This window comes from Streptomyces sp. DH-12 (assembly GCF_002899455.1).
Lineage (GTDB): Bacteria > Actinomycetota > Actinomycetes > Streptomycetales > Streptomycetaceae > Streptomyces.
The window spans coordinates 1,832,661-1,849,445 of record NZ_PPFB01000001.1; the positions used below are offsets into that span (position 1 = coordinate 1,832,661).

The 16,785-nt window shown below is 73.7% G+C and carries 12 protein-coding genes; 5 read left to right on the forward strand and 7 right to left on the reverse strand.

Translation table 11 applies throughout. From position 1 onward, the window contains the following. Positions 1 to 10 precede the first annotated feature (10 nt). Positions 11 to 751, forward strand: a complete 741-nt coding sequence (locus C1708_RS07170) for a sirohydrochlorin chelatase (protein WP_106416198.1) — start codon at positions 11 to 13, stop codon at positions 749 to 751. A gap of 10 nt (positions 752 to 761) precedes the next feature. Here the strand turns inward: C1708_RS07170 and C1708_RS07175 are convergent, their stop codons facing one another. Then, a complete protein-coding gene (locus tag C1708_RS07175; protein WP_106411856.1) occupies positions 762 to 1,310 on the reverse strand; it encodes a DUF1697 domain-containing protein in 549 nt (182 codons plus the stop codon). A 398-nt stretch (positions 1,311 to 1,708) separates the two neighbouring features. On the opposite strand from C1708_RS07175, the gene C1708_RS07180 reads away from it, so the two are divergent. Beyond that, complete coding sequence (locus tag C1708_RS07180; RefSeq protein WP_106411857.1) at positions 1,709 to 3,970, forward strand: MMPL family transporter; 2,262 nt, start codon at positions 1,709 to 1,711, stop codon at positions 3,968 to 3,970. 87 nt (positions 3,971 to 4,057) lie between these two features. Here the strand turns inward: C1708_RS07180 and mgt are convergent, their stop codons facing one another. The 4 genes from mgt to C1708_RS07200 form a co-directional block, all read right to left on the reverse strand. Then, complete coding sequence (gene mgt / locus C1708_RS07185) at positions 4,058 to 5,257, reverse strand: macrolide-inactivating glycosyltransferase (RefSeq protein ID WP_106411858.1); 1,200 nt, start codon at positions 5,255 to 5,257, stop codon at positions 4,058 to 4,060. 202 nt (positions 5,258 to 5,459) lie between these two features. After that, complete coding sequence (locus C1708_RS07190; RefSeq protein WP_106411859.1) at positions 5,460 to 6,758, reverse strand: ABC transporter substrate-binding protein; 1,299 nt, start codon at positions 6,756 to 6,758, stop codon at positions 5,460 to 5,462. Further along, positions 6,758 to 7,591, reverse strand: coding sequence for a carbohydrate ABC transporter permease (locus C1708_RS07195; RefSeq protein ID WP_106411860.1), 834 nt, complete (start codon positions 7,589 to 7,591; stop codon positions 6,758 to 6,760). Before C1708_RS07195 ends, C1708_RS07190 begins: the two co-directional genes overlap by 1 nt. Then, positions 7,588 to 8,526 carry a carbohydrate ABC transporter permease gene (locus tag C1708_RS07200; protein WP_106411861.1) on the reverse strand — a complete coding sequence of 313 codons (939 nt, stop codon included), beginning with the start codon at positions 8,524 to 8,526 and terminating at the stop codon, positions 7,588 to 7,590. Before C1708_RS07200 ends, C1708_RS07195 begins: the two co-directional genes overlap by 4 nt. 169 nt (positions 8,527 to 8,695) lie before the next feature. Between C1708_RS07200 and C1708_RS07205 the strand changes: the two genes are divergently transcribed. After that, the gene (locus C1708_RS07205) at positions 8,696 to 9,559 is read left to right on the forward strand and encodes a phosphotransferase enzyme family protein (protein ID WP_106411862.1); all 864 of its coding nucleotides are present in this window, start codon (positions 8,696 to 8,698) and stop codon (positions 9,557 to 9,559) included. A 55-nt stretch (positions 9,560 to 9,614) separates the two neighbouring features. Here C1708_RS07205 and C1708_RS07210 read toward each other — a convergent pair whose 3' ends face one another. Beyond that, entirely contained in the window at positions 9,615 to 10,337 is a 723-nt protein-coding gene (locus C1708_RS07210; RefSeq protein WP_106411863.1) for a 3'-5' exonuclease, read from the reverse strand. 145 nt (positions 10,338 to 10,482) lie between these two features. After that, the gene (locus C1708_RS07215) at positions 10,483 to 11,724 is read right to left on the reverse strand and encodes a DUF5919 domain-containing protein (RefSeq protein ID WP_106411864.1); all 1,242 of its coding nucleotides are present in this window, start codon (positions 11,722 to 11,724) and stop codon (positions 10,483 to 10,485) included. A gap of 297 nt (positions 11,725 to 12,021) precedes the next feature. Here C1708_RS07215 and glgX point away from each other — a divergent pair, with 297 nt between their 5' ends. Both glgX and treY read left to right on the forward strand, forming a co-directional pair. Continuing rightward, entirely contained in the window at positions 12,022 to 14,157 is a 2,136-nt protein-coding gene (gene glgX / locus C1708_RS07220) for a glycogen debranching protein GlgX (protein ID WP_106416199.1), read from the forward strand. A 92-nt stretch (positions 14,158 to 14,249) separates the two neighbouring features. Beyond that, positions 14,250 to 16,598 (forward strand): malto-oligosyltrehalose synthase, encoded by a 2,349-nt coding sequence (gene treY / locus C1708_RS07225; RefSeq protein WP_106411865.1) that lies wholly within the window; start codon positions 14,250 to 14,252, stop codon positions 16,596 to 16,598. The last annotated feature ends 187 nt before the right edge of the window (positions 16,599 to 16,785 follow it).

Genomic DNA, 16,785 nt, shown 5'->3' on the forward strand with positions numbered 1-16,785 from the left:
GGTGCGGATGATGCTGCGTCGTCCTGTCCTTCTCGTCGTCGCCCACGGCAGCCGTGACCCGCGGCACGCCGCGACCGTGCACGACCTGGTGCGCCGGGTGCGCGCCCAGCGGCCCGGCCTGCGGGTGGAGACCGGGTTCCTGGACTTCAACGTGCCGTCCGTCGGCGCGGTGCTCGAGTCCCTGGACGCGGAGGGGGTGCGTGACGTGGTCGCGCTGCCGCTGCTGCTGACCCGCGCCTTCCACGCCAAGGCGGACATCCCCGCGGTGCTGGCCGAGGCCCCGCCGCGGCTGCGGATCCGCCAGGCCGAGGTGCTGGGTCCGTCCCCGCTGCTGCTGGCGGCCCTGGAACGCCGGCTGTACGAGGCGGGTCTGACGCCCGCCGACAAGCCCTCGACCGGGGTCGTGCTGGCCTCGGCGGGGTCCTCCGACCCGGAGGCGATCGCAGTGATCGCAGACGTCGCGCGGGAGTGGCGGCACACCGGTTGGTGCGCCGTGCGGCCTGCGTTCGCCTCCGCATCCCTTCCCCGCACCGAACAGGCGGTGCGGGAACTGCGGGAACTCGGCTGCCCCCGCGTCGCCGTCGCGCCGTACGTGCTGGCGCCGGGCCGGCTGCCGGACCGGATCGCCCGGGGCGCGGCCGGCGCGGACGTCCTGGCGGACGTGCTGGGCCCGTCGCCGGAGGTCGCCCGGGTGCTCCTGGAGCGCTACGACGCGGCGCGGACGCCGTCGCTCCAGGCGCTGGGCGCCTGAGCCGGGCGGCTCAGGTCCCGGTCATCTCCACCAGCCTGCGCACCGTGTTCCAGTTGCGGCTGGTGGCGACGACGCCCTTGCTCAGGCGCGGCTTGGACAGGTGGTCGGCGAGCCCGGAGCGGCCGAGGCCGTCGGGGACGTACAGGTAGAGAGCGCGGTCGCCGAGGCGGAACTCCTCCGGGAGGTACGCCTGCCGGTCGATCTCCGCGAACCGCTCGTCGGTGACGGGTGCGGAGAAGTAGGTGACGTGGAGCTGCTTCGGCTCCAGCTCGCCGGCCGGGAAGGGGCAGGCCTCGACGACGCCCTTCAGATAGGCGTGGTCGCGCACGATCACGTCCACGTCGAAGCCGAACCGCCGGGCGAGCGCCCCGGACAGCTCGGCGGCCAGCGACTCCTCGTCGCCGTGGCCTGCGGTGAACGCCGCCTGGCCGCTCTGCAGGTACGTGCGTACGTCCTCGTGACCGAGGCTCTCCAGCAGGCCGCGCAGCTCGGCCATCGGGACCTTCCGCCCGCCGCCCACGTTGATGCCGCGCAGCAGCGCCGCGTATCTCGTCGCCATGGCCCCGACTGTAGTGGGGCCGTCGTGCCCCGTGGGGGCGGGCACGACGGCCGGGGCCCGCGCACGGCGGGCCCCGCCGCTCCGGCCGGCGGGCCGGGCCCGGAGCAGCCTGAGAACACCGCTGTGACGTGACGAGCGGGATCCGGTGCCGCACGCGCGGCCCCCACCGGCCCCGATGTCCGGTCCCCGTCCCCGGCCCTGATCCACCGTCCCGGTGTCCCGGACATGTGTAGGGGGCCACGTCCTCCCCAGTGGGGAGGGGGGCCGGGCCGGTGGGATGAGTGCGGGCCCCGCGGCTTCACCGGACAGCACGACGAGACGCGCCCGCCCGGCCCATACCTTCGGAACGTCAGGTGGCGGCAGGGGGTCGCTGCCGCACACGAGGGAGCGAACCCGTCATGGGGAACGGAGACGCGCGGGTACGGGGGCTCGCCGCCCGGGCCGGCGGCTGGAGCGCCCGGCACCGCTGGGCGGCCGTCGGCATCTGGGTGCTGTTCGTGGTGCTGGCGATGGGGCTCGGCTCGGCCGCGGGCCGGGTCGACGTCGAGGAGAGTGAGCAGCTCAAGGGGGAGACCAGCACCGCGGCCCGCATCGTCGAGGAGGCCGGGATCGAGGAGCCGGCCTCGGAGACCGTGCTCGTCCAGGCGAAGGACGGCGGTCTCACGTCCACCGACGCCGCGTTCCGGTCGGCGGTCGCCGCGGTCGTCACGGCCGTGGAGGGGACCGGCGAGGTCACGGACGTCACCTCGCCGTACGAGAGCGGCACGGTCTCGAAGGACGGGCGCAGCGCGCTGGTCCAGTTCGACGTGCGGGGCGACCCGCGGACGGCCGGTGAGCGGATCCAGCCGGTGCTGGACGCGGTGGCGGACGTCCAGAAGGAGCACGAGTCGCTGCGGATCGAGGAGATCGGCGGCGCCAGCATGATGAAGACGTTCGACGACGCGTTCGGCGACGACTTCAAGAAGGCCGAGTACTCGGCCGTGCCGGTCGCCCTCGGCATCCTGCTGATCGCGTTCGGCGCGCTGGTGGCGGCGCTGCTGCCGGTCGCGCTGGCGATCACCGCGATCATCGCGACGATGGGCCTGATGGGCCTGGTGAGCCACCTCCAGCCGATGAGCGACACCGCCAACTCGGTGATGCTGCTGGTGGGTCTGGCCGTCGGCGTCGACTACTGCCTGTTCTACCTGCGCCGGGAGCGCGAGGAGCGGGCGGCGGGACGGGACGCGCGGACGGCGCTGCGGATCGCCGCCGCGACCAGCGGCCGGGCGATCGTCGTCTCCGGTGTCACGGTGTGCGTGGCGATGGCGGGCATGCTGTTCACCGGGATCGCCGAGTTCGAGGCGATGGGCCTGGCCTCGCTGATGGTGGTGGGCGTGGCGATGGTCGGCTCCGTGACCGTCCTGCCGGCGCTGCTGTCGCTGTTGGGCGAACGGGTCGAGAAGGGCAGGGTGCCGTTCCTGCGCCGGCGGACGGGCGCCGGCAACGACAGCCGGTTCTGGTCGGCCGTGCTGAAGCGGGTCCTCGCCCGGCCGGTGCTGTCGGTGGTCGTGGCGACCGGCGCCCTGCTCGCGGTGGCCGCGCCCGCGCTCGGCATGAAGACCGAGAACCTGACCCTGGACCAGGAGTTCGGCGACTCGCTGCCGATCGTGCAGACGTACAACCGGGTCAACGAGGCGTTCCCGGGCGGTTCGGAGCCGGCCGAGGTGGTCGTCAAGGCGGACGACATCAACGCGCCGGAGGTGAAGGCGGCGCTGGCCGACTTCCGTGAGCAGGCGGTCGGTTCGGGCGCCTCGCGCGGTCCGGTCGAGATCAAGCTGCACGACCGGCAGAACCTGGCCTTCGTCTACGTGCCGCTGGTCGGCGGCTCCGACCAGGACGCGGCGGGCGCCAGCCTGGAGAAGCTGCGCGACGAGGTGCGGCCCGCGACGCTGGGCGAGGTCGACGGGGTCGAGGCGCCGATCACCGGTCAGGTGGCGGGCAACAAGGACTTCAACGACCAGCTCGTCGGCTCGGTGGTCCCGGTGTTCGCGTTCGTGGTGGTGTTCGCCTTCGTGCTGATGCTGCTGTCGTTCCGCTCGCTGACGGTCGCGGTCACCTCGATCGTGCTGAACCTGCTGTCGGTGGGCGCCGCGTACGGCATCCTCGTGGCGGTCTTCCAGCACGGCTGGGGCGCGTCCCTGGTGGGCGCGGAGGGCGTGGGCGCCATCATCAGCTGGCTTCCGCTGTTCCTCTTCGTGATCCTGTTCGGCCTGTCGATGGACTACCACGTGTTCGTGGTGTCCCGGATCCGTGAGGCGCGGGCGCGGGGCCTTCAGACGCGGGACGCGATCCGGCACGGGGTGGTCACCACGGCCGGCGTGGTCACGAGCGCCGCGGTCATCATGGTCGCCGTGTTCGCGATCTTCGGGACGCTGTCCATGCAGTCCATGAAGCAGATGGGCGTGGGCCTGGCGGCGGCGGTGCTGATCGACGCGACGGTCATCCGGGGCGTGCTGCTCCCGGCGGTGATGGCGCTGCTCGGCGAGCGCAACTGGTACTTCCCGAAGTGGCTGCACCGGCTGCCCGACCTGACCCACGACGAGACGCCGGCGGCGCCCGCGCCGACGCCGACGCCGACGCCGCGGGCGAAGGACGACGAGGGCGAGAAGGTGCCGGTCTGACCGGCGCGGACACGAACCGGGGCCCGGCGGCTGCCACCGCCGGGCCCTTCCCGTGCCGTCGGGTCCCGTGCCGTCGGCCCCGTGCCGTCAGCCGCGTCCGGGCAGCTCGGCCTCGATCAGGTCGGCGGCCCTGCGGGTGCCGCCCTCCTCGGCCATCTCCGCCTGGACGCTCTTGAGGCGGCGGGCGACCTCCGGGTCGTCCACCAGGGCGAGGGCGGCGGTGCGCAGCGCCTCGGCGGTCGCCTCCTCGGCGGGCAGGTGCCGGGCCACGCCGAGCGCCTGGAGCATGTCCGCGTTGCCGAACTGGTCCACGGCCTGCGGCACGGCGATCATCGGGGTCGCGGTGGCCAGACCCTCCTGGCTGCCGCCCGCACCGGCGTGGGTGACGAACAGGTCGGCCTGCTTGAGGACGGCGAGCTGCGGCACCCAGGACCGCACCTCGACGTTCGGCGGTACGTCGCCGAGCTCGGCGGGGTCGACGTGCTTGCCGATCTGCAGCACCAGGTGCCAGCCGGGCAGGCGGCCGAACGCCTCGACGCACTCCCGGTAGAAGGCGGGCCGTTTGGTGAAGGACGAGCCGAGCGACACCAGGACGACCTTCTCCGCCCCGGCGGGCCGCCGCCAGTCGCCCTCGGCGCTCCGGTCGCCCTGGCAGGCGCCCACGAAGGAGTACACGCGCTCGTCGACCCGGTCGGCGTGCGGCTGGAGCGCCTTCGGGATGAGCACGAGGGAACGGTCCGGGCGTCCCACGAAGTCGTCCGGGTGCAGGCTGATCCCGTTCTCCTCCAGCCACGCCCGGAAGCGGGCGTAGTACGCCTTGCCGCGTTCGGTCCTCCTCGGCTCCTCCCACAGCGGTTCGGCGATCTCCTTCTCGTAACCGTCCCAGGCGACGAGGTTCGGTGAGAGGGAGACGGCGGGCACGCCCCAGCGGTGGGCGAGCACGCGGGCCGGGTAGGCGGTGATGTCGTGCAGCACGAGGTCGGGGGTGTCGCCCTCGTACGCCTCGATGAGCTGCGGGAGCGCCTGCACGGCGTCCGCGAGGAAGGGCTCGACGTTGTCGAGGAGGGTGGTGCCCCAGGCCTCGGGGTCGTCGTCGGGGCCGGGCAGGGTGGAGTTCCACAGCTTGGGCTCGGCGCCGGTCCCGGCGACCTTCTCGGCGAAGAGCGGCGGGATCGCGTAGGTCACCCGGTGTCCGCGCGCCACCAGCTCGCGGATCACCTCGAGGCTGGGGTTCACGTGCCCGTGGGCGGCGATGGAGAACATGGCGATGTGCGCGGGAGCGGTCATACGGCGACCGTAGGCGAGACGATACGTCTCGTGCAACTCGTTATCGCCCTCGCCGCCGGCGTGATCGGCGCGCGAGCCGTGCCGGGCGGCCCGGACGACTCGCGCCGGAGCGGTACCCCGCGCTCACCGGCCCGTTCACCCCGCGCCCGGGCCGCCGTGCCCGCGCACCCCGTCGGCCGGGCGGCGATCTTGCGGGGAGGGCTCAGCGCTGGTAGCGGGCGAGGACCAGGTTGCCGTCCTTCTCCAGGCGTTCCCGCAGCTCGCCGAGGCCGATCGCGCCGCTGTAGTACTCCTGGAGCGCCGGGGTGGCGACCTTGTCCTTCCACTCCGGGTAGCCCCGGACGGACCGGGCCGGCGCCGGGCGCAGGTGGGCGGCGAGCGCCGTGCCGGTGGCCCAGCCGTGTTCGGGGGTGCGCAGGGCCGGGTCGGCGAGGGCCCGGCGGCCGGTGGGCAGCATCCAGTCGCCGAGCGCGAGGCGCACCATGTTCCGCGGCTGGAGCAGGAAGTCCAGGAAGGCGACCGCCTCCTTCTTGTGGGGGCAGTCCTCGGCGACGGACAGGGTCTGCGGGCTGACGCCCTGGGCGAGACCGGCGGCCCCGGCCGGCGCGGGCAGCACCTGCCACTCGAAGCCCTCCGGCGCCTGCTGGACGATCTGCTGGCGGTAGGAGAAGCCGAGCGGCACCATCGCGTACTTCCCCGCGAAGAGGCCGGGCAGGGTGTCGGAGCCGCCGCTGCCGAGGGTGGTGGGCGAGGCGCTGCGGTCGGTGTTCACCTGCTCGTGGATCGTGCGCGGGACGACCTCGTCGCCCTCCTCGAACCGCACGGTGGCCTTCCCGTCGGCGCCCCGGTGGAAGAGCCGGCCGCCCGCGGAGAGGGAGAGGTTGAGGGTGGCGGACACCGGCTCCTTGAGGGGCCAGGCCACCCCGTACCTGCCGTCGCCGGACAGTTCCTTCGTCACCTCGCGGAACTCCGCCCAGCTCCACGGGCGCGCGGGGGTCGGGACGCGGACGCCGGACTCCTTCAGGCGGGCGGCGTCGGCGATGAGGACGCGCGGCTCCTGGAGGAAGGGGACGCCGTAGACGCCGTCGCCGAAGGTGACGGACTCCCAGGCGAGCGGCGGGATGTCGGAGGTCAGCCGCTCGGGCAGCAGCTCCGTGAGGTCGGCGAGGTGGCCGCCGTACGCGAAGTCGGCGAGGTCGTCGGCGGCGTCGTGGACGATGTCGGGGGCCTCGCCGCCCTCGAAGGAGGTGAGGAGCTGGTCGTGGACGCTGTCCCAGCTGCCCTGGACGTACTCCACGCGGACCTCGGGGTGGGAGGCGTTCCACTCCTCGACCAGGTCCTTGGTGGCCTCGACCGACTCCTGCTGCCAGGCCAGGGACTGGAAGCGCAGGGTGATCCGGCCGTCCTCGCGGGCGCCGCCGGAGGAGCAGCCCGCGAGGAGCAGGGCGAGGACGAGGGCCGCGACGAGAACGCGGGCCCGGGAAGGCGCCGTCCGTGTCATCAGCCCTTCACCGCCCCGGCGAGCAGGGAGCCGGTGATCCGGCGCTGGATGAGCGCGAACACCAGCAGCGAGGGCAGCGTCGCGAGGAACGCGGCGGCTGCCAGCGGGCCGAGGTCGGCGACCCCCTCGGCCCCGATGAAGCGGGTGAGGAGCACCGGCAGCGTCTGCTGTTCCGGCGTCTTCAGCAGGACGAGGGCGAAGAAGAACTCGTTCCACGCGGTGACGAAGGCGAACAGCGCGGTCGCGGCGATGCCCGGCGCGAGCAGCGGCGCGGTCACCGACACCAGGGTGCGCAGCCGCCCGGCCCCGTCCACGGCCGCCGCCTCCTCCAGCTCGGCCGGCACGGCGCGGACGTACCCGGTGAGCATCCACAGGGCGAAGGGCAGCGCCCAGACGACGTGGACCAGCACCAGACCGGGCAGCGAGTCGATCAGCCGCAGGTTCCTCAGCACCAGGAACAGCGGGATGATCAGCAGCACGAACGGGAACGCCTGGCTGACCACCACCCAGCCGGTCACCGCCCGCACGAGGGCGCCGCGGTGGCGGGCCATGACGTACGCCATTGGGGTGGCCACGGCGACCGCGACGACGGCCGCGGCGGACGCGGTGAGCAGGGAGTTGAGGGCGGCCCGCAGCAGCGGCTGCTCGTCGAAGGCCTGGCGGAAGTTGGCGAGGGTGGGGTCCTGCGGGATCCAGGTGGGGTGCAGTCCGGCCAGCTCGGTGGGCGGCTTGAACGCGGTGGACGCCAGCCAGACGAGCGGGAAGGCCAGGAAGACCAGGTACGCGAGCAGGGCCGCGTACTGGCCGGCGCGGGCGGCGGGACGGGTCCTCACGGCGCGTCGCCTCCCTTCAGCCGGCCGGCGAGGAACACGGCGAGCAGGACCGAGATCGCGGCGACCATCACGCAGCCCATCGCCGCCGCGTAACCGAACTGGCCGTAGCGGAAGGCCTCCTCGTAGGCGAACAGCATGGGCAGGCGGGTGCGTCCGCCGGGGCCGCCGCTGGTCAGCACGTAGACGAGGGCGAAGGAGTTGAAGTTCCAGATGAGGTTGAGCGCCGTGATGGCGAGGGCGACGGGCCGCAGCGCCGGCCAGGTGACCGTGCGGAAGCGGCGCCAGGCCCCGGCGCCGTCCACGGCGGCGGCCTCGTGCAGCTCGCGCGGGGTGTTCTGGAGTCCGGCGAGCAGCGCCACCGTGGTCTGCGGCATGCCCGCCCACACGCCGACGACGATCACCGCGGGCAGGGCGGTGGCGAGTCCGCTCAGCCAGTCCCGGTCGCCGCCGAACCCGAGGTCGCGCAGGGTCTCGTTGAGGATGCCGGCGTCCGGGTTGTACGTGAGGCGCCACATGATGCCGACGACCACCTCGGGCATCGCCCAGGGCACGATCGCCAGGGCGCGCGCCGCCCAGCGCAGCCGCAGGTCCTGGTCGAGCAGCAGGGCGAGGCCGAGCGCCAGCAGGAACTGCGGGACCGTCACGCCGACCGCCCACACCAGCCCGATGCGGAACGACTCCCAGAACAGGGTGTCCTGGAGCAGGTCCTGGAAGTTCAGGGTGCCGATCCAGCGGGTCGGCTCGGTACGGCCGGACTGGGCGTCGGTGAAGGCCAGCAGGATGCCGTGGAGGAGCGGGCCGACGCTGAGCACCAGGATCGGGATCAGTGCGGGCAGCACCAGGAACCACGGGCCGTGGTCGACGGCACGCCGCGCGGGGCGGCCCGGGCCGGGCGCGCGGGACTCCGATCTCCTCGCCTCGGTCACCGACGTCACGGCATCAGCCCCTTCGCACGGTGGGAGTGGGCCCGGTCATGGTCGTGAACGTGGCACCGCACGTCAAGGGCCCACGCGCACCACCCGACCTGTGCGAATGCGAGACTGACCGCGAACGGCCGGACGGCGGCGCCCGGCGGGGCCCGAGACGGACACGGAGGCGGAAGCGATGGACGAGGCGCGGGCGCGGGAGGTTCTGGACACCGCGGGGGTGCTGCCCCGGGGTGCCGGGGACGCGCGGCTGCTGGCGCTCGGGGAGAACGCGGTGTTCGCCGCCGGGGACCTGGCCGTCAAGGTGGGCCGGGACGCCGAACTGCTGGAGCGGGCCCGCCGTGGGCTGGCCGTCGCCGGGTGGCTGGCGGAGCAGGGTGTGCCCGCCGTGCGGCCGGCCGTGTCCGAGGCGCTGCTGGTCGAGGGGCACCCGGTGACCGTGTGGCACCGGCTGCCGGAGCCGGTGCGGCCCGCCGAGCCGAAGGACGTGGCCGTGCTGCTGCGGCAGGTGCACGCGCTGCCCCCTCCCCCGTTCGTCCTGCCGCCCCGCGCGCTGCTGGACGGCGTGGAGCGCTGGCTGCGGCTCGCGGGCGACGCCATCGACCCGGCGGACGCGGCGTATCTGCGCGAGCGGCGCGACGGCTTCGCGGCGGCCGCCGCCGCGCTGACGCCCCGGCTGCCGCGCGGGCCCGTCCACGGCGACGCGCTGCCGCGCAACGTGCACGTCGGACCCGACGGCCCGGTGCTGATCGACCTGGAGACCTTCTCGTCGGACCTGCGGGAGCACGACCTGGTGGTGATGGCCCTCGCCCACGACCGCTACGGGCTGCCGGACGAGGCGTACGCGTCCTTCACCGGGACCTACGGCTGGGACGTGCGGGAGTGGGAGGGCTGTGCGGTGCTGCGCGGGGCGCGGGAGACCGCCAGCTGTGCCTGGGTCGCCCAGCACGCCCCGGGCAACCCCCGGGCGCTGGCGGAGTTCCGCCGCCGGGTGGCGTCCTTGCGGGACGGGGACGAGACCGTGCGCTGGTACCCGTTCTGAGCCGTCCCCGCGGACCCTGGGAGCGGGGCCCGGGAAGCGAGGTCAGGGGGCGGGGTCAGACGGGCTCGCCCGCCGGTTCGCGCAGCGGCCAGGTGCCGTCGACCAGGGCGGCCGGGTCGCCCTTGCGGCGCAGGAAGCTCTGGAAGTCCGCCGCCCAGGCCGCGTGCCACTCGATCTGCCGGCGGTGCAGCTCCGTCGGGCCGAGGGCCGCGACCTTCGGGTGGCGGCCGGCTATCGCGCAGGCCAGCCGGGCGGCGGCGAGGGCGTCGGCCGTCGCGTCGTGCGCCGCGTCGAGGGGGACGCCGTACTCCGCGCAGACCGCTTCGAGGGTGCGCTTGCCGCGGCGGTAGCGGTCGACGGCGCGGTCGATGGTGTACGGGTCGATGACCGGGGCCGGGTCGGCGCCGCCCAGACGGTCGCGCAGGGACGGCAGTCCGTACCGCCGCAGCTCGGCGGAGAGGAGGCTGAGGTCGAAGGAGGCGTTGTAGGCGACGACCGGGACGCCGCTCCGCCAGTGGGCGGCGAGGACGCCGGCGATGGCGTCGGCCACCTGGCCGGCGGGGCGCCCCTCGGCGGCCGCCCGCTCGCTGCTGATGCCGTGGACCGCGACCGCGTCCTCCGGGATCGGCACGCCCGGGTCGGCCAGCCACTCCTGGCGCCCCAGCGGCTCCCCCTCCCGGAGCTCGATCACGGCTCCCGTGACGATCCGCGCCTCGCGCGGGTCCGTCCCCGTCGTCTCCAGGTCGAAGCCGATCAGCAGCTCCCGGTGCCAGCCCATGGGCTGCCCCCCTTCTGTGCGGTGCGTTCCCCCAGTGGCTTCCACCCTCGCACGCGCCACTGACAACCAGAGGATCGCATTCCGTTTGCCGGGCGGATCAGGGGGCCCCGGGACGGGTGGCACCGGTCCGCACAGGTGCGGGCGTTCAGGACACCGGCCGCGAATCCGCCCACATCTGTTCGAACTCCTCGCGGTAGGTGGGGAAGAGACCGCCCTCCTCGGTCTCGCCCGGCTTGACCACCTTGGTCCCGTTGCGCAGCACCAGCACCGGCGCCTCCATGCCGCGGGTGCGCCGCAGGTGGTTCTGCACCACGGCGACGCCGTCGGAGCCGTCGCCGTCCACCAGGTAGGCCGTGCAGCGCGGCGTCTCGTCGTAGACCTGGATCTCGAAGGCGCCCGGGTCGCGCAGCCGGGACCGCACGCGGCGCATGTGGAGGATGTTCATCTCCACGGACCGGCCCAGCTCGCCCCGCTTGATGCCCAGTTCGCGCTCGCGCCGCTTGACCGCGCTGGAGGCCGGGTTGAGGAACAGCAGCCGGACCCGGCAGCCGGACTCGGCCAGCCGCACCAGCCGGCGGCCGGAGAAGTTCTGCACGAGCAGGTTCAGGCCGATGCCGAGGGCGTCGAGGCGGCGGGCCCCGCCGAATATGTCCTCGGCCGGGAACTGGCGCAGCAGCCGCACCCGGTCCGGGTGGACGGCGACCACGTCCGCGTACCGGTCGCCCACCAGGTCCTCGACCGCGTCCACCGGCAGCCGGCGCGCCGAGGGCACGTCGCCGCCCGCGCCGAGCATCTCCAGCAGCCGCGCGGAGGCCCGCTCCGCCTGGTTCAGCACCGCCTCGGACAGCGCCCGGTTGCGGGAGACCACGTTGCGGGTGACCTCCAGCTCGTCCAGGGCCAGCTCGACGTCCCGGCGGTCGTCGAGGTACGGCTCGAAGCACGGCCAGTGCTGCACCATCAGCTCGCGCAGCTGCGGCAGGGTGAGGAACGACAGCACGTTGTCGTCGGCCGGATCGAGCAGATAGCCCTTGCGGCGGCTGACCTCGCGCACGGCGACCGCGCGCTGCACCCACTCCTGTCCGGCGGGCCCGGCGGCGGCGACCACCCAGTTGTCGCCGTGCACGGGCTCGTAGACCGGACGCAGCACGGCGGCGACGACCGCGCGCAGCCGCTGCTCGACCAGGTTCAGCCAGATGTAGGCCCGGCCGGCCCGCTGCGCCCGCGTGCGCACCTCGCGCCACGCGTCCGCGCCCCAGTCCAGCTCCGGTCCGATCGAACCCGCGTCCATCGGCCGTGCCAGGGACACCGCACCGGGCGGGACGTCCGTGGAGCCGCTCCTCTCGTGACCCTCGTCACCAGGGGGCAGTTCCAGCCCTCCCGAGCCCACCCGCGCACCGCCTTCCGATCCCCCGAGCACTCCCCGTCCGACGATCAAGGAGAGTACTCCGCATGCGGTGCGCGATGCAGCCCGATGCACAGGGTCGTTTCCCAACTTCCCCCGAGCACGCGACCGTTCCGCCCTCCTCGGGGCGGGGAGTGATCATGTTCATAGTGGATTCACGAGGTGCGCGGTAGTCCGTCGGGGGCATGGGTACCCCATGGACCCCGCCCTTTCGGGGAGACACGGGGACACGTGGAGCCAAGGCGCCCCCACCGGCGCCGTACACCTGAAAGAGTCGTGTCCATGCAGGTCTGGCCTGGCGAGGCGTATCCGCTCGGTGCCACGTACGACGGCGCCGGAACGAACTTCGCGGTCTTCACGGAGGCCGCGGACCGAGTAGAGCTGTGTCTGCTGCACGACGACGGCTCCGAGACCGCGGTCGAACTGCGGGAGAGCGACGCGTTCGTGCGGCACGCGTACCTGCCCGGGGTCATGCCCGGGCAGCGGTACGGCTTCCGTGTGCACGGGCCGTACGCACCCGAACGGGGGCTGCGCTGCAACTCCGCGAAACTGCTGCTCGATCCGTACGCGCGTGCGATCAGCGGCTCCGTCCAGTGGGGGGAGGAGGTGTACGGCTACCACTTCGACGACCCCGGACGGCGCAACGACCTGGACTCGGCGCCGCACACGATGACGTCGGTCGTGGTCAACCCCTACTTCGACTGGGGGGACGACCGGAGCCCCCGGACGGAGTACCACCACACGGTGATCTACGAGGCCCACGTCAAGGGCCTCACCATGCGCCACCCGGCGCTGCCCGAGGAGCTGCGCGGCACCTACGCGGGCCTGGCGCACCCCGCGATCATCGAGCACCTGACCGAGCTGGGCGTCACCGCGCTGGAGCTGATGCCGGTGCACCAGTTCGTCAACGACCACCGGCTGGTCGACATGGGCCTCAACAACTACTGGGGCTACAACACGATCGGCTTCTTCGCCCCGCACAACGCCTACGCGTCCTGGGGCGACCGGGGCCAGCAGGTGCTGGAGTTCAAGTCGGCGGTGAAGGCGCTGCACGAGGCCGGCATCGAGGTGATCCTCGACGTGGTCTACAACCACACCGCCGAGGGCAACCACCTGGGCCCCACCCTGTCCTTCAAGGGCCTCGACAACCCCTCGTACTACCGGCTGGCCGACGACCCGCAGTACTACATGGACACCACGGGCACCGGGAACTCGCTGCTGATGCGGTCCCCGCACGTGCTCCAGATGATCATGGACTCGCTGCGGTACTGGGTCACCGAGATGCACGTCGACGGCTTCCGCTTCGACCTCGCGGCCACCCTGGCCCGGCAGTTCCACGAGGTGGACCGGCTGTCGTCGTTCTTCGACCTGGTGCAGCAGGACCCGGTGGTGTCCCAGGTGAAGCTGATCGCCGAGCCCTGGGACGTCGGCGAGGGCGGCTACCAGGTGGGCAACTTCCCGCCGCTGTGGACCGAGTGGAACGGCAAGTACCGCGACACCGTGCGGGACCTGTGGCGGGGCGAGCCGCGCACGCTCGCGGAGTTCGCGTCCCGGCTCACCGGTTCCTCCGACCTCTACCAGGACGACGGACGGCGCCCGCTCGCCTCGATCAACTTCGTCACCTGCCACGACGGCTTCACCCTGCACGACCTGGTGTCGTACAACGAGAAGCACAACGAGGCCAACGGCGAGGACAACCGGGACGGCGAGAGCCACAACCGGTCCTGGAACTGCGGGGCCGAGGGCGACACCGACGACCCGGACGTGCTGCGGCTGCGGGCCCGGCAGATGCGGAACTTCATCGCCACGCTGATGCTCTCCCAGGGCGTGCCCATGATCAGCCACGGCGACGAGCTGGCCCGCACCCAGCGCGGCAACAACAACGCCTACTGCCAGGACAGTGAGCTGGCCTGGGTCGACTGGCCGGACGAGGACGCCGAGGGGGACGAGGGGGACCTCCGCCGGCAGCTGCTGGAGTTCACGCGCGCGATGGTGTGGCTGCGCAAGGACCACCCGGTCTTCCGGCGGCGCCGCTTCTTCCACGGCCGGCCCGTGGAGGGCACCCACGACGACCTCTCCGACATCGCCTGGTTCACCCCCGAGGGCGGCGAGATGACCCAGCGGGACTGGGAGTCGGCCCGGGCGTCGGCGCTGACCGTGTTCCTCAACGGCAACGCCATCTCCGAGCCGGGGCAGCGCGGGGAGCGGATCACCGACGACTCGTTCCTGCTGATGTTCAACGCCTCCCCCAGGCCGCTGGACTTCGTGGTGCCGGTGGACCACGGCGCGCAGTGGCAGGTGGTGGTGGACACCGCCCGCGCGGACGGCGTGCCCCCGGGCACGGGTCCGAAGGTCTCCGCGGGCACACGGCTGACGCTCGCCGACCGGAGCCTGACGGTGCTGCAGCGGCCGGCGTGACCGCGCCCCCCGGGTTCACCCGTCCGGGCGACGGGTGGCCCGGTGGGGCGAGCGGACGCACGAAAGGCGGCGAGGCGGGTACGTAGCTAGCCATGACCCCTGAGCGTCCTGACCCGGCGGTGCCCACGGCGACCTACCGGCTGCAGCTCCAGCCCGGCTTCCCGTTCGCGGCGGCGGCCGAGGCCGTGCCGTACCTGGCCTCGCTCGGCGTGTCCCATCTGCATCTGTCGCCCGTCCTGGAGGCGGTGCCCGGCTCCCAGCACGGCTACGACGTGGTGGACCACGCGCGCGTACGGGAGGAGCTGGGCGGTGAGGAGGGGCTGCGGGAGCTGTCCCGCACCGCGCGGCGGCACGGCCTGGGGCTGGTGGTGGACATCGTCCCGAACCACATGGCGATGTCCCCGCGCCACAATCCGGCGCTGTGGGAGGTGCTGCGCGACGGGCCGTCCTCGCGCCGCGCCCGCTGGTTCGACATCGACTGGGAGGCGCAGGGCGGGCAGGTGCTGCTGCCGGTGCTCGGCGGACCGCTCGGCGAGGAGGCGGACCGGCTGAAGGTCGACGGGGACGTGCTGCGCTACTACGACCACGCCTTCCCCCTGCGCGAGGGCACCGCCTCCCTGCCGTTGCCGCAACTGCTGGACGCGCAGTGGTACCGGCCGGTGTGGTGGCGGCTGGCCCGCACGGAGCTGAACTACCGGAGGTTCTTCAGCATCTCCGAGCTGATCGGGGTGCGGGTGGAGGACCCCGAGGTGTTCGAGGCGACGCACGCGAAGATCCTCGAGCTGCTCCACGAGGGCGTGGTCGACGGGCTGCGCGTCGACCACCCGGACGGGCTCGCCGAACCCGGCGGCTATCTGCGGCGGCTGCACGAGGCGACGGGCGGCCGCTGGACGGTGGTGGAGAAGATCCTCGCCGACGGCGAGGCCCTGCCCGCCTCCTGGCCGGTCGCCGGCACCACCGGCTACGACGCCCTGCGTCACGTCGACGGGCTGTTCACCGACCCGGACGGGTCCGGGGCGCTGCTGGACCGCTACCGGGCCTTCGCCGCCCCGCGGACCGACCTGGGCGGCGACTGGGAGGCCACGGTGCGGCGGGCCGCGTACCAGGTGCTCACGCACGAGCTGGCCGCCGAGACCGACCGGCTCACCCGGGTGGCGAGCCGGCTGTGCGCGACCGCCCCGGAGACCGCGCTGCGCGACCGCGCGCCCTGGGCGCTGCGCACCGCCCTGACGGAGCTGCTGGTGCGGCTGGAGGTGTACCGGCCCTACTCCCCCGAGGACGCGGTGTCGGTGGTGACCGAGGAGGCCGCGGCTCAGGCCCGGCGCGCGTTCGCCGTCCCGGAGGAGGCGGGCGCGGTGGACGTCGTACGCGATCTGCTGCTCGGGCGGTACGGGGACGGTCCCGCGCACGTGGAGTTCCGCACCCGGTTCGCGCAGACGGCGTCGGCGCTGCGGGCCAAGTCCGTGGAGGACACGGCGTTCTACCGCTACGTGCCGCTGCTGTCGGCGACGGAGGTGGGCGGCGAACCGGGCGACCCCGCGGTGCCGCCGGAGCGGTTCCACGCGTACTGCGCGCGCGTGCAGCGCGACTGGCCGGCCACGGGGACGGTGCTGTCCACGCACGACGCCAAGCGCAGCGCCGACGTGCGGGCGGCGCTGCACGTGCTCACCGAGTGCCCGGAGCGCTGGGCCGACGTCCTCACGGACGTGACCCGCGCCGGGGAGGACGTGGCCGACCCGCAGCTCGCCTGGGCGGCCTGGCAGACGGTGTTCGGGCTGGGTCCCGCCGACGAGGAGCGGGTGCGGGCGGCGCTGCTGAAGCATGTGCGCGAGGCGGGTCTGTTCACCAGCTGGACCGAGCAGCAGCCGCCGTACGAGGAGGCGGTGGCGCGGTTCGTGACGGCGGGGCCGTGCGGGGTGCCGGGCCGGAGGGTGGCGGAGCTGCGTGAGGCGCTGGAGCCGCACATCCGGGCGAACGTGCTGGGCGCGGCGCTGGTGCACCTGACGATGCCGGGCGTGCCCGACGTCTACCAGGGCACCGAGCACGAGTACCGGGCGCTGGTGGACCCGGACAACCGGCGGCCCCCGCGGTTCGGCGAGGACGGCGGTGACAAGGAGGCGGTGACCCGGGCGGCGCTGGCCCTGCGGGCGCGGCGGCCGGAGGTCTTCGGCACGACGGCGTCGTACGAGCCTCTGACCGCCGAGGGCCCGGCGGCGGACCACTGCCTGGCGTTCTCCCGCTCGGGCGAGGTGATCACCGCGGTGACCCGCCTCTCCCTGCGCCTCGCGGAGACGGGCGGCTGGCGCGACACCCGGCTGCCGCTGCCGCCGGGGCGGTGGGCGGATGTGCGGGAGCCGGGGCGGGAATTCGGCGGTGAAGCGCCCGTGGCGGAGCTGTTCGCGTCGCTGCCGGTGGTTCTGCTGGAGCGGTTGCCGGACTGAGGACGGTTCCGCCTGCGGGGACGCTGTGCGGGGTCGGCGCCCGGTCGACGCACGGTCGGTGCGGACGCCCGCGACGTGCGGCGGACTCGGGGCGGCCGACGTGCGGGGAAGAGGGCCGTGGTGTGCCTCCGAGCGCCCCCTGGCGGCTCCCCGCACTGCCTTGACACCACCTTCCGGCCGTGGGGTA

What these genes read in the sequence shown, in the direction of transcription:
- C1708_RS07170 (WP_106416198.1), top strand. Translation starts at nt 11, where the DNA reads ATGCTGCGTCGTCCTGTCCTTCTCGTCGTCGCCCACGGCAGCCGTGAC.
- C1708_RS07175 (WP_106411856.1), bottom strand. Translation starts at nt 1,310, where the DNA reads ATGGCGACGAGATACGCGGCGCTGCTGCGCGGCATCAACGTGGGCGGC.
- C1708_RS07180 (WP_106411857.1), top strand. Translation starts at nt 1,709, where the DNA reads ATGGGGAACGGAGACGCGCGGGTACGGGGGCTCGCCGCCCGGGCCGGC.
- mgt (WP_106411858.1), bottom strand. Translation starts at nt 5,257, where the DNA reads ATGACCGCTCCCGCGCACATCGCCATGTTCTCCATCGCCGCCCACGGG.
- C1708_RS07190 (WP_106411859.1), bottom strand. Translation starts at nt 6,758, where the DNA reads ATGACACGGACGGCGCCTTCCCGGGCCCGCGTTCTCGTCGCGGCCCTC.
- C1708_RS07205 (WP_106411862.1), top strand. Translation starts at nt 8,696, where the DNA reads ATGGACGAGGCGCGGGCGCGGGAGGTTCTGGACACCGCGGGGGTGCTG.
- C1708_RS07210 (WP_106411863.1), bottom strand. Translation starts at nt 10,337, where the DNA reads ATGGGCTGGCACCGGGAGCTGCTGATCGGCTTCGACCTGGAGACGACG.
- glgX (WP_106416199.1), top strand. Translation starts at nt 12,022, where the DNA reads ATGCAGGTCTGGCCTGGCGAGGCGTATCCGCTCGGTGCCACGTACGAC.
- treY (WP_106411865.1), top strand. Translation starts at nt 14,250, where the DNA reads ATGACCCCTGAGCGTCCTGACCCGGCGGTGCCCACGGCGACCTACCGG.